At 35.0% G+C, this 12,744-nt stretch carries 17 protein-coding genes; 15 read left to right on the forward strand and 2 right to left on the reverse strand.

The window, feature by feature from the left end:
* The first annotated feature begins 8 nt into the window (after positions 1 to 8).
* From PBV87_RS16300 to PBV87_RS16320, 5 genes are all read left to right on the forward strand, one after another.
* Positions 9 to 935: an ABC transporter permease gene (locus PBV87_RS16300; protein WP_053984068.1), complete on the forward strand. Its 927-nt coding sequence runs from the start codon at positions 9 to 11 to the stop codon at positions 933 to 935.
* 203 nt (positions 936 to 1,138) lie between these two features.
* Positions 1,139 to 1,585: a MarR family winged helix-turn-helix transcriptional regulator gene (locus PBV87_RS16305; protein WP_053984067.1), complete on the forward strand. Its 447-nt coding sequence runs from the start codon at positions 1,139 to 1,141 to the stop codon at positions 1,583 to 1,585.
* Positions 1,578 to 2,399 (forward strand): transporter substrate-binding domain-containing protein, encoded by an 822-nt coding sequence (locus PBV87_RS16310; RefSeq protein WP_271012974.1) that lies wholly within the window; start codon positions 1,578 to 1,580, stop codon positions 2,397 to 2,399. Before PBV87_RS16305 ends, PBV87_RS16310 begins: the two co-directional genes overlap by 8 nt.
* 9 nt (positions 2,400 to 2,408) lie before the next feature.
* Positions 2,409 to 3,158, forward strand: a complete 750-nt coding sequence (locus tag PBV87_RS16315) for an ABC transporter permease subunit (RefSeq protein WP_271012975.1) — start codon at positions 2,409 to 2,411, stop codon at positions 3,156 to 3,158.
* Entirely contained in the window at positions 3,155 to 3,877 is a 723-nt protein-coding gene (locus PBV87_RS16320; RefSeq protein WP_271012976.1) for an amino acid ABC transporter ATP-binding protein, read from the forward strand. Before PBV87_RS16315 ends, PBV87_RS16320 begins: the two co-directional genes overlap by 4 nt.
* An 88-nt stretch (positions 3,878 to 3,965) precedes the next feature.
* On the opposite strand, the gene PBV87_RS16325 is transcribed toward PBV87_RS16320, so the two are convergent.
* Positions 3,966 to 4,427, reverse strand: a complete 462-nt coding sequence (locus PBV87_RS16325) for a DUF3888 domain-containing protein (protein ID WP_271012977.1) — start codon at positions 4,425 to 4,427, stop codon at positions 3,966 to 3,968.
* A gap of 83 nt (positions 4,428 to 4,510) precedes the next feature.
* A complete protein-coding gene (locus PBV87_RS16330) occupies positions 4,511 to 5,389 on the reverse strand; it encodes a DUF4405 domain-containing protein (protein ID WP_271012978.1) in 879 nt (292 codons plus the stop codon).
* A gap of 163 nt (positions 5,390 to 5,552) precedes the next feature.
* Here PBV87_RS16330 and PBV87_RS16335 point away from each other — a divergent pair, with 163 nt between their 5' ends.
* The 10 genes from PBV87_RS16335 to eutL all read left to right on the forward strand — a co-directional run bounded on the left by PBV87_RS16335 (position 5,553) and on the right by eutL (position 12,742).
* Entirely contained in the window at positions 5,553 to 5,813 is a 261-nt protein-coding gene (locus tag PBV87_RS16335) for a hypothetical protein (protein WP_053984061.1), read from the forward strand.
* Entirely contained in the window at positions 5,803 to 5,988 is a 186-nt protein-coding gene (locus PBV87_RS16340; protein WP_082238709.1) for a 4Fe-4S binding protein, read from the forward strand. The genes PBV87_RS16335 and PBV87_RS16340 overlap by 11 nt, the downstream gene beginning before the upstream one ends.
* Before the next feature lie 215 nt (positions 5,989 to 6,203).
* Complete coding sequence (locus tag PBV87_RS16345) at positions 6,204 to 6,338, forward strand: hypothetical protein (protein WP_271012979.1); 135 nt, start codon at positions 6,204 to 6,206, stop codon at positions 6,336 to 6,338.
* Positions 6,339 to 6,362: 24 nt separating this feature from the next.
* Positions 6,363 to 7,496, forward strand: coding sequence for a 1-propanol dehydrogenase PduQ (locus tag PBV87_RS16350; RefSeq protein WP_053984060.1), 1,134 nt, complete (start codon positions 6,363 to 6,365; stop codon positions 7,494 to 7,496).
* A gap of 10 nt (positions 7,497 to 7,506) precedes the next feature.
* Complete coding sequence (gene eutS, locus PBV87_RS16355; protein ID WP_053984059.1) at positions 7,507 to 7,857, forward strand: ethanolamine utilization microcompartment protein EutS; 351 nt, start codon at positions 7,507 to 7,509, stop codon at positions 7,855 to 7,857.
* A 2-nt stretch (positions 7,858 to 7,859) separates the two neighbouring features.
* Entirely contained in the window at positions 7,860 to 8,303 is a 444-nt protein-coding gene (locus tag PBV87_RS16360; RefSeq protein ID WP_271012980.1) for a EutP/PduV family microcompartment system protein, read from the forward strand.
* Positions 8,304 to 8,328: 25 nt separating this feature from the next.
* Positions 8,329 to 9,762: an ethanolamine ammonia-lyase reactivating factor EutA gene (eutA, locus tag PBV87_RS16365; RefSeq protein ID WP_053984057.1), complete on the forward strand. Its 1,434-nt coding sequence runs from the start codon at positions 8,329 to 8,331 to the stop codon at positions 9,760 to 9,762.
* A 29-nt stretch (positions 9,763 to 9,791) separates the two neighbouring features.
* Positions 9,792 to 11,156, forward strand: a complete 1,365-nt coding sequence (locus PBV87_RS16370; protein ID WP_271012981.1) for an ethanolamine ammonia-lyase subunit EutB — start codon at positions 9,792 to 9,794, stop codon at positions 11,154 to 11,156.
* An 18-nt stretch (positions 11,157 to 11,174) separates the two neighbouring features.
* A complete protein-coding gene (gene eutC / locus PBV87_RS16375; protein ID WP_271012982.1) occupies positions 11,175 to 12,074 on the forward strand; it encodes an ethanolamine ammonia-lyase subunit EutC in 900 nt (299 codons plus the stop codon).
* A 14-nt stretch (positions 12,075 to 12,088) separates the two neighbouring features.
* A complete protein-coding gene (eutL, locus tag PBV87_RS16380; protein ID WP_053984054.1) occupies positions 12,089 to 12,742 on the forward strand; it encodes an ethanolamine utilization microcompartment protein EutL in 654 nt (217 codons plus the stop codon).
* Positions 12,743 to 12,744: the final 2 nt, after the last annotated feature.

Genomic DNA, 12,744 nt, shown 5'->3' on the forward strand with positions numbered 1-12,744 from the left:
AGGCGGACATGAACGATTTACTTGATATTTTTACCAACCAAGATTTTTATTTTGCTATGTTACGTTCGACCACTCCAGTACTTCTTACAACGCTAGGGGCAATTATTGCTTCACGTTCTGGAGCAAGTAATATTGCTTTAGAAGGAACAATGCTTGCATCAGCTTTTATGGGCGTTGTAGTGAGTGCACTCACTCAAAATGCATGGGTAGGTTTATTTGGAGCTGTACTTATGGGAGTCATTATGAGTAATATTTTAGCCTACTTTGCACTTAAGCTAAAATCAAATATTATTATTTCAGGGATTGCCTTAAACTTAATGGCATCCGGTGGTACAGTATTTGGACTTTACCTTTTAACAGGAGATAAAGGCGCTTCAACTTCTTTAAATTCTCTTGTATTACCAAGTATAGAAATTCCTATTATCAAAGATATACCTGTCATTGGTGGCATCTTATCAGGACACCACATTTTAACGTATATCGGATTGATTCTAGTAGTAGCTATTTGGGCAATGTTTAAGTACACAACTCTTGGGATGCGTATTCGTGCAGTAGGAGAATCTCCAGAAGCAGCAGAGTCAGTAGGGATTTCTGTAAATAAAATGCGCTATATCGCCTTAACACTTAGTGGGATCTTAGCAGCCCTTGGTGGTGCTTTCTTATCTATGGGATATGTTAAGCTCTTCTCTGCAGGAATGACTGCAGGACGTGGTTACGTAGCTCTTGCAACACAAGCAATGGCAGCAGGAAACACCATCGTTGGACTCTTTACATCTATGCTCTTTGGATTTAGTGAGAGTTTATCCAATTACTTACAAGGCTTTAGTTTACCAATAGAATTTATTCAAATGCTTCCTTACTTAACGATTATTATTATCTATGTAATTTACACAGCAAGACAAAGTAAGAAAGAAGAAAAGAAAAAAATAGATTAAAAGATTCCCCTTAGATAGGCTTACAATCTAAGGGGGATTTTTTATAAATAAGCAATTTATCTTGAAGATAAGGGTAGAAAAGGTGGTATGAGCATCTTGGGGGATAAAGTACGGAGCAAAATCAGAACAAAAACTTGACAATAATTGGGTATCCAAGTAATATAAGTTTTGATGTCCAAGTATTTTGTGATGGAGGAATTAAAATGGATAATACATTACGTCTTATTAGTCAGGTAAGACATGCGATACAACGTTATATTACAGAAGCTTTAGTGCGTGAAGGAGTAGAAGGTATTGTGCCTTCTCATGGAGATATTATGGTACATCTTTTTCAGCATGAAACTCAAACTATGAAAGAATTGGCTAAGAAAATTAACAAAGATCCTTCTACTGTTACAACCCTAGTGAAAAAACTTATAGCGATGGGGTATGTCGAACGAGTGGCAGATATTCAAGATAAAAGAGCAAATCCAATCAGACTTACGGAGAAAGGGAAGGCGTTAAAGCCTATCTTTAATCATATAACAGAAAGCGTTTTTAGACAGCTTTATCAAGATATTACAGAAGAAGAACTGATTCTTTTTAGAAAAGTCTTAATAAAGATGTACGAAAATTTAACGTGCCAACAAGGAGGACTAGAGCGTGAATAAGAGAAAATATCAAATAAGGATTGCTTTGCTACTTGTGTTTTTAGTGGCAATTAACACTTATGTATTAACCCGTCATAAGGAAGGAACGACTACACTGGATAAAGATACACTTATTGTAGGTATGGAGCTTAAATTCCCACCTTTTGAGACTGTAGATGCTAATGGGAATCCTATGGGCGTATCCGTAGAACTTGCACAAAAGCTTGGTGAAAAATTAGGAAAGCATATAGAGATTAGAAGTTTAGATTGGGTAGGGCTCATACCAGCACTTCAAACACAAAATATTGATTTGATTATTTCCTCAATGAGTATTACCGAGGAACGTCTAGAGACTATAGATTTCTCAGAGGAATATGCATCTTCTGATATTGCATTAGCGATTTATAAAGGTTCAGATGTGAATAGTTATGAGGATTTAAATAGAAGTGATGTAACAGTTGCAGTTAAGCAAGGAACTATTGGTGAGATGTGGGCAATGAATAATTTGCCAGATGCTAAAATTAAAAGTTTTACAGAAGTATCAGCAGGGCTTTTAGATGTAAACGGTGGACAAAGTACAGCGTTTATTTATGATCCATTAAGTCTTATTGAAAGTTCTAAAAATCTAAGCCAAATTAAGTTGAACTTAAATCCTCTACCAGGAACAAAAGGTTGGGGTGTAGGCATGCGTAAAGGTGAAACAGCTTTACAACAAGCCATTAATCAAGCATTAATGGAGATTAAAGAAGAAGGCTTCTATGATGAAATGCGTGAAAAATATTTAAAAGAGGATGTAGAAAAGTATGAGTCTTATGGACTTAAATACTTCTTCTAGGAGGAAGGTATGAAAGAAAAAACATTAAAGAAAATATGGGATCTATTAGTTGTTTTTACAATTTTTAATATGATCTTTTTGCTAGTGATTTATAAAAACCCAGATTTCAAATTTAATAGTATCATTTTAGGACAATATGTAGGGTTATTGGGACAAGGCTATTTCTATACAATAGGGATTAGTATCATTTCACTTATACTAAGTTTAGTTTTTAGTGGCTTATTATTTGCAATGAGTATTTCTAAGCATAAATGGCTGAACTATTTTTATACTTGCTTTACACAAATTGCTTTAGGTGTACCACTTATGGTGCATATTATTGTGCTTTATTTCTTCTTAACGTCTGCAATAGGGATTCGTAATCCACTTGTTGGTGGAACATTGATTTTATCTTTGTATATGTCTTGCTACTTTGCAAAAACATTTGAAGGGGCTTATAAAGATATTTCATCTCAGCAATTTAAGATGATGCATATTTTAGGTTTACCAAAGCACATTTGTATGATAAAAATTATTCTACCTCAAATGATTAAAGTAACATTACCAACGCTTACAAGTCACTTTGCGTTATTGGTGAAAAGTACAGCCCTTCTTTCATTGATTTCAGTACCAGAATTTACGCAAATGATTAACTTATTTAACTCCAAAACATTAGAGTTTGTAACAGGCTATGTATTACTTGCAATAGGTTATTTAGCTATTACTATTCCACTTAGTATCTGTGCAAACTGGCTTAATAAAAAGGTGGTGCAAAGATGAATATAGAAATACAAAATTTAATTAAAACGTATGAGAAAGAGTCTGCCATTCATATTGATACATTGGATTTAAAAGATATCCATACCCTTGCTATTGTTGGACCAAGTGGTGGAGGGAAAAGTACCTTACTTAAACTTCTTGGGACTATCGAAATAGCGGATAGTGGTTCTTTAAAAGTAAACGGAATAGAGATTGTAGGATTAAAAGATCCTAAAAGCTATCTTCATGAAATAGGCTTTGTTTTTCAACATGATAATCTTTTTCCTAATTTAACAGTATTACAAAATGTGACCATTCATCTAATCTATACGTATCAAATGGATGAAAAAGAAGCTACAACTCTTGCCGAAAAATGGTTAAATAAAGTAGGTATATTAGAACATAAAGATAAAAAAGTGCATCAGTTAAGTGGTGGACAAGCACAAAGGGCAGCTATTGTAAGAGCATTGATTACAGGTGCAAAGCTTTTAATGCTAGATGAACCAACAAGTGCATTAGATCCAGAGTTAGCTTATGAGGTGATGATGACATTAATGCATATGAAAGAAGAAACTGATATGATTATTGTTACCCATGAACTTAACTTTGCAAGACGTTTTGCCGACTATTATCTCTTTGTAGAAGAGGGGAAAATTCTTGCACATGGGCCAATCGAGCAACTCTTTGCACATGAAAATAGTCGTATTCAAGAGTTTGTTAATAAGATTACATTTAAATAGATGATAAAAGGGACTGTTAAGTACAGTCCCTTTTTATATGATGTAAGATAGATGAATATTTTCTAGTATAATTAAATGTAGCTAGGAATTATGAAATAGGTGGCATTTTAAGATTAGGATAATTATCCTTCTTATAATCAGGAACTTCAAAGGATTTTTTATGTGCAAAGTTTTCTACTTTAATTCCAGCAGGTGTAATGGATAAAGTGATTTCATCAATACCTATAGTATTATGAGGACCTACAAACGGCTTAACACGTACTTTAAGTATAAATGAAAAACCACGGTATGCTTCCCTGTCTATGTGAAGAAAATCTACATCGTAAAGTCCATAAAGTAAGGGCATGCCATATTGCTTTTCAATTTCAGCAGAAATCACAGGATCTAAAGTAGTTACAAGCATATCTTTATAAAGTTCTTCTATAGAACCTTCTGCAGGCGTGTAAGGATAGGGTATACCAGCTTTTGTATCCGCAGGAGCAGATGATGCAAATACAAAAGTCGAACAACACAATAACAAAATAAATAACAAGACATTTAACTTTTTCATAAAGCACCTCTAAAAACTTTATAAAATAGTATACGTAGATTTAAAATATAAATTCATGGAATATAAAATAAAATCTCTGGTGCTTAACTAGAGATTTTATTTTTGTTATGGAGTTGATGAAGAAGCTTAGAAATCCAATAAGCAATAATTGCCCAAACACTCATAATGGTAGAGTAGGTATAGAGCACATTGATGAGCTGTCCCACAGAGAATGTACTTGTCATCCCACCTTGAGATGGCATACTCCCTTTTCCATCAGCCATATTGGTTGGTATATCACCTTTACTATGTTTACCATCTTGACGATATATATCTTCTTTGATACTGTCTTTTGAAGGCATATTTTCATTATGTTCGCCTTCTGGACGATTACCTTTTTCACCTTGTCCAGACTTGGACATGGTAGATATTTGGAAAGGCATAGCCATCCATTTAGCAAAACTAGAAGTTGCCATATTGTAGCTACCAAGTAATAAAAGGATAATCATACAAAGAAGTCCAAGTGGTTTGGTAAGAGCTTCTGGTAGATTGATGATCTTTTTAAACATACCTTTTATAAATGTCCAATGTAAGCCTACATGAAGTCCTATTAAAATAAGCATATAGGCAGGGATGACTTGATGACCTATTTTAAAGAACATCGAAGAGGTACCTATAGAGGTGAAGATTGTTTTAGAAATCATAATACCGCTCAAAGCAATAAAGAGGGTACATAAGAGTAGCAAGAAGTTAATGATCCAACTTATCTTAGTTTTTAAAGGAAGCTGCTTTGAAAAGAGTTTTGAGGTAACACCTTTGATCCATTTCCAATTGATAAATGTATGTATAATAAAAAGACCACAGACAAAGAGTCCTCCAACTTCATGGAAAGACATGCTAATGACACGTTTGTTATACATAAGTATTAAAAGAATAGCCATGATACAATCTAGAATGATTTTAAGCCAGTTTTTATTTTTCACAAAAATTCCTCCTTAGCGTGTTATATAGAAAGAATAAAGATGAAATGTGATGGACAAGTGACGAAGTCTTGAGGAAAAACTGAAAATGAATATTAAAGAGTGTTGACAAGACTTAAGGGTTAGAAGTAGACTATTGTTGAAATGAATAAGAAAGAGGTGGACTATGGAAGCCATTTATGAAGCAATAGAACAAAAAATTAAAGCAGCGGGATATGATGGTGCTGTGAATGGGATGGCCATCTATGATGAGATTTGTGATGAGATTGAAGGCAAAGAAAATGGTTCTTATATCTTTATGTCTAAGGTAGAAGATGATGTTTTCTTTGAATATAAAATTGATATTATGGATGATGAATTTAACTTAGCTTATATCAATATTAATACACCAGATGGCATCATTCATGTAGATTTTGATGCAGAATAAGCACTATCGTATAGATGCAAGGTGTAATGGATGTGGGGCATGCAAGAAGGTATGTCCCGTTCATTGCATCAGTCGGGGCAATCCTTATAGTATTAATCAGATCAAATGTATACGCTGTGGACGTTGTGTTTCAAGATGTTGGCGTAAATATATAAAAGAAGAAACTGTTCAATAAAATAGGTGAATAAAAGGCTACTAAACTAAAAGATTTAGTAGCCTTTTATTCACCTATTTTTTATATTAATGAGAAAATAAGAAAAATGAAGTATATAAAATCCATTCTAGTAAGAAACTAACAAGGTTATATGTGAAAAATAAAAAATGTCATTAAATCACTTTTTTAGGTATATTTTTCTAAAAAGTGACATACTAACCAAAGGAGGTGAAATTATGCCTAAAATACATGATTATTATCAAGAGATGCTGGATACCCACTATGGCTCTCATTTAGAAATGTGTAGTGAATTAGGACTTACATTAGATGATTTGTACACTAATGAATTAGAAGAAGATGATTTCTTATAATTAAACACATTAAGGATGATGAACATGGAGACTTTTGAAATTACAACCAAAATTAAATTTGGCAAAGGGGCATTAGAATATTTAGAGAGCTTGAAAGGTAAAAGAGTATTCATCGTAACAGATCCTTTTATGGTTAAGTCTGGAATGATTAATAAAATAACTGAACGTTTGCAGGACGGGAATTATGAGGTGTTTAGTGAAGTTGTACCAGACCCGCCAATGGAACTTGTTACAAAAGGTGTAGAAGCAGTACTAGGTTTTAAACCGAATACAATGATTGCATTAGGTGGAGGATCATCTATAGATGCAGCAAAAGCTATTATGGATTTCTCTAAGAAAATTGGAAATCTAAATGATATGCGTTTTATCGCGATTCCAACAACAAGTGGAACAGGTTCTGAAGTAACCTCATTTGCAGTGATTACTGACCAACAAAAAGGTGTCAAATATCCTCTTGTATCAGATAGCCTTTTACCAGATGTAGCTATTTTAGAACCTGAACTTGTAAAGAGTGTACCAGCGGCTATTGTAGCAGATACAGGTATGGATGTATTAACACATGCAGTTGAAGCTTATGTTTCAACAAAAGCAACAGATTTTTCTGATGCATTAGCTGAAAAAGCTGTAGAACTTGTTTTTGAGTATTTAAGACGTTCCTATGAAAGTGCAGAGGACATGGAAGCAAAAGAAAAAATGCATAATGCATCATGTTTAGCTGGTATTGCTTTTAATCTAGCTTCTCTTGGGATCAATCATGCAATTGCTCATAATATTGGTGGGAAGTTGCATATACCTCATGGACGTACCAATGCACTCTTATTACCTTATGTGATTGAATTCAACGCACATATTGATGGATTTAACCCTAAAGAGTATACAGTAGCAGCTAAGAAATATGCAAATCTTGCAAAGCTTATTGGTATACAAGGTGTTAATACACGTGCACTTGTAAAGAACTTTGTGGCTGAAATTATTAAGCTTCAAAAGTTAATGAAAATGCCAATGAGTCTAAAGGAATGTAATGTTACAACTGAAAGTATTCAAGAATTTAAACAAGATATTGCAAAAGGTGCTTTAGAAGACGCATGTATACTAACCAATCCACGTGTAGCGACAACAGGAGATGTTTTAGAAATTATTCATCAAATTACAAGTTAGGAGTTAGAAAATGGAATTTGAACCCAAACAGCGTATTATTCAAGAATTTGTACCAGGGAAACAAGTTACATTGGCTCATGTCATTGCACATCCAACAGATGAGATCTATAAAAAACTAGGACTCATAGATGAAAATATAGAAGCTATAGGCATTTTAACCATTACACCAAGTGAAGGTGCGATTATAGCTGCAGATGTAGCCACAAAAGCTTCAGATATACGGATAGGATTTATAGACCGTTTTAGTGGTGCACTTGTATTTTCTGGTGATGTAGGTTCTGTAGAAGCTGCTATGAACGATATTTTACGTGTACTCGAAAATATACTAGGTTTTACACCTACGAATATAACAAGGACTTAAAAATGAAGCGTATTATTTTTATTGGTAAGACAGGGTGTGGCAAAACAACACTTTGTCAAAAACTTAATGAATTAGAAATAAAGTATAAAAAGACTCAAGCTGTAGAACTCTATGAGAATGCAATTGATACACCTGGTGAATATCTAGAAAATCGTCATTATTATAGTGCATTAATCATGAGTGCTGTAGATGCAAAAATTATTGCACTTGTGGCAGACCCAACAGCCTATGATCATTTTATTCCACCAGCTTTTGCAGGGAGTTTTGCTAAAGAAGTGATTGGTATTATCACAAAGATTAATCTTATAACAGATGAAAAACAAATGATCAAAGTAGAAGAAGGACTAAAGGCTGGAGGTACTAGTCGCATCTTTAAAGTAGATACAGTAGATGGAGTAGGCATTGAGCCACTTTTTACGTATCTACAAGAAGTATTAAAGGGATAAGGTGCATTACTAAGGAGGAGGAAGAGTGAGAGAAGAACTTTTAAGTGTAGGTATAGATATTGGCACCAGCACAACTCAGCTCATCTTTTCTAAAATAATTGTAGAAAATATGGCATCAAACTATACAGTCCCACGCATTGTTATTGTAGATAAAGAAATTATCTATAGAAGTGAGATTTACTTTACACCTCTACTATCAATTCATGAAATTGATGGACCACAAGTCCGTTCAATTATAGAAGGTGAATACAAAAAAGCAGGTATTGAACCCTCTAAAATTGATACAGGTGCAGTCATTATTACAGGAGAAACAGCACGTAAAGAAAATGCCGCTGAAGTACTGAATACATTAAGTGGCTTAGCTGGAGATTTTGTAGTAGCTACTGCTGGACCAGACCTTGAAAGTATTATTTCAGGGAAAGGTGCAGGGGCGCACCTGTATTCTAAGGACCACAGTACAAGTGTTGTCAATATAGACATTGGAGGTGGGACAAGTAATTTAGCTGTCTTTTTAAGAGGAGATGTTAAAGAGACAGGATGTTTAGATGTAGGCGGTCGCCTCATTAAAGTTGACCCAAGTACGCATAAGATTACGTATATCGCACCAAAATATGAAAGACTCATTCATGAGCGAAACTTGGGACTTGCCATAGGCACTATTGCTACTAGAGAAAATTTGAAACCTATACTAGAGATCATGGTAGAAGTACTTGAACAAAGTGTAGGGCTTCGCAAGCAAGACAATCTATTAAGTTTTATTATGACAAATAAAAATATTGAACTTAGTGTGCCTATAGAATGTATTTCTTTCTCTGGTGGTGTGGCTGATTATGTTTATTATGAAGGGGAAATAGACGATGATTTTAAATTCGGGGACATTGGCATCCTATTAGGAGAAGCTATTAAAGCATCCTCTTTATGCCAAAAGCTAAAACTTGTAAGGAGCACAGAAACCATTCGTGCGACAGTAGTAGGGGCAGGGACACACACAACAGAAATAAGTGGAAGTACCATTACGTATACCAATAATGTCTTTCCAATTAAAAACTTACCTATTTTAAAATTAGCTCTTGATGAAGAGACAGAAGGTGAAGAAGCATTAGTACATGCTTTACACAAAAAACTAGACTGGTTTAAGTTAGAGGGAGACTTACAACGTGTAGCAGTAGCGCTACAAGGTAAAGCTAATCCAAGTTTTAATGATATACAAACTTATGCAAGAGGATTAGTAAGAGGTATGCAAGAACTGATTGAACGTGAATTACCGCTCATTATTATTGTGGAAGAAGATATGGCAAAAGCTTTAGGACAAAGTATGTACAACTTACTCCAGTACAAAAAAGATGTGATCTGCTTAGATAGCGTAAAGCTAGATAATGGTGATTATATTGATATTGGTAGCCCTATTGCTGAAGGAAGTGTCTTACCTGTTGTAGTTAAAACATTAGTATTTAGTTAAAGGTGTGAAATTGTGAAAGGAGGATCTCAATGATCTTAAAAACAAAACTATTTGGACACACTTATGAGTTCAAATCACTCAAGGAAGTCATGGCAAAAGCAAATGAAGAAAAATCAGGAGATAAACTTGCTGGACTTGCAGCAGAATCTGCTGAAGAACGTGTGGCAGCAAAAGTTGTTCTTGCCAATGTTACATTAGAGGATTTACGTAATAATCCTGCAGTACCTTATGAAATAGATGAAGTAACACGTATTATTCAAGATGACGTTAATGAAAAGATTTATAATGAATTCAAGCATATGACAGTATCTGAATTTAGAGAATGGATACTGGATGAAAAAACAACAGGTGCAGATATTACAAGAGCATCAAGAGGAATAACTTCTGAAATTGTTGCTGCTGTTGCAAAATTAATGTCTAATATGGATTTAATTTATGGTGCACAAAAGATTCGCATTACAAAACATTGTAATACGACTATTGGTATGCCAGGTACTCTATCTAACCGTCTCCAACCAAATCATCCTACAGATGATCCAGATGGTATTATGGCGTCACTTCTTGAGGGACTTACCTATGGTGCAGGGGATGCACTTCTTGGTTTAAATCCTGTAGATGACTCTACAGAAAGCGTTGTACGTGTGCTTAAACGCTTTGAAGAGATTAAACAAAAATTCCAAATTCCTACTCAAACTTGTGTACTTGCTCATGTTACAACACAAATGGATGCTATCCGTAAAGGTGCACCAGCAGATCTTATTTTCCAATCTATAGCAGGTTCTGAAAAAGGTAATACTGCATTTGGTTTTAATGCTGCAACAATTGAAGAAGCAAGACAACTTGCACTTAAAGAAGGTACAGCTGAAGGACCAAACGTTATGTATTTTGAAACAGGTCAAGGATCTGAACTTTCATCAGAAGCGCACTTTGATACTGACCAAGTAACAATGGAAGCAAGATGTTATGGTTTTGCTAAACGTTTTGACCCATTCCTTGTAAACACTGTAGTTGGGTTTATTGGACCAGAGTATTTATATGACGGGCGCCAAGTAAGCCGTGCAGGTCTTGAAGATCATTTTATGGGTAAATTAACAGGGATCTCAATGGGATGCGATGCATGTTATACCAACCATATGAAAGCAGATCAAAACAGTATTGAAGACTTATCTGTTCTTTTAACAACAGCAGGATGTAATTATTTTATGGGAATTCCTCATGGTGATGACGTTATGCTTAACTATCAAACAACAGGATTCCATGAAACAGCAGCACTTCGTGAAATTTTTGGTTTAACAGCCATTAAACCATTCCATGAATGGCTTCTTAAAATGGGCTTCGTAGACGAACGTGGCCATTTAACAGAAAGAGCTGGCGACGCATCAATATTGTTCTAGGTAAAGGAGGCATAAAACGTGAATGAACAAGATTTAAGAAAAATGGTAGAACAACTTGTAGATCAAATGATTGGTAAAGAAACAGCAACCCCTACAGCAGTATCTGCTCCAACAAAAACAAATGAATCTAGCTATAATGAAAGTCATATAGACCGTAGCGGATGCCTTGAAGACATTACTGCAATTGACCTTAAAAAACAATTTCTAATCAAAAATGCAAAAAATAAAGATGCTTATCTTGAAATGAAAAGTAAAACACCAGCTAGATTGGGTATTGGTAAAGCAGGAGCAAGATATCGTACAGCGACTATGCTTCGTGTACGTGCTGATCATGCTGCAGCACAAGATGCAGTATTCTCAGATGTATCAGAAGAATTTATCAAGAAAAATGACTTTGTTTTTGTCCAAACACTTTGTAAAGACAAAGATGAATATTTAACAAGACCTGACCTTGGTCGTCGTTTTGATGAAAAAGAAAAAGAAATCATTAAGAAAACTTGTGGGCAAAATCCAAAAGTACTCATTATTGTAGGTGATGGCCTTTCTTCTTCAGCTATTGAAGCAAACGTAGAAGATATGATTCCATCTATTAAACAAGGGTTACAAATGTATGGTATTACAGTGGGACCTATTCTTTTCATCAAGTATGCCCGTGTAGGTGCTATGGATGATATAGGACAAATTACAGGTGCAGAAGTTATTTGTATGCTTGTTGGTGAAAGACCAGGTCTTGTAACAGCTGAATCTATGTCAGCTTATATTGCTTATGAACCACGCCATGGGTTACCAGAAGCAAATCGTACAGTTATTTCTAACATTCATAAAGGTGGTACAACACCAGTTGAAGCAGGTGCATATACTGCAGAACTTATTAAGAAGATGCTAGATAAGAAAGCATCAGGTATCAACCTTAAATAGAGGAGGTTTATAACGTGAAGAACGATAAAATACGCCCTAACATTTTAGGGGTACGCATGATTTCAAACGTAAGTCCAGAACTTGCGAAAAAATTAGATCTTGGACCTCGACATAAAAGTTTAGGTATCATTACAGCTGATATGGACGATGTCACTTATACTGCACTTGATGAAGCAACAAAAGATGCAGACGTAGATGTAGTATATGCACGTTCTATGTATGCAGGCGCAGGTAATGCTTCTACAAAACTTGCTGGAGAAGTAATTGGTATTATAGGTGGACCAAGTCCAGCAGAAGTAAGAAGTGGGCTTAAAGCTGCGCTTACATTTATGCAAGATGGTGCACATTTTACAAGTGCAAATGAAGATGATTCTATCGTTTATTATGCACATACTGTATCTCGTACAGGCACTTATCTTTCAAAAGTTGCAGGTATTAGTGAAGGTGAACCTTTAGCTTATCTTATCGCACCACCACTTGAATCAATTTATGCTCTTGATGCAGCTATGAAAGCAGCAGATGTACGTTTAGTAGAATTCTTTGGACCTCCATCTGAAACTAACTTTGGTGGTGGACTTTTAACAGGTTCTCAATCCGCTTGCAATGCTGCATGCAGTGCTTTTGCAGAAGCAGTAAGATCCGTTGCAGACAATCCACAGGAATATTAATT

It is taken from the genome of Holtiella tumoricola, assembly GCF_027857615.1.
Lineage (GTDB): Bacteria > Bacillota > Clostridia > Lachnospirales > Cellulosilyticaceae > Holtiella > Holtiella tumoricola.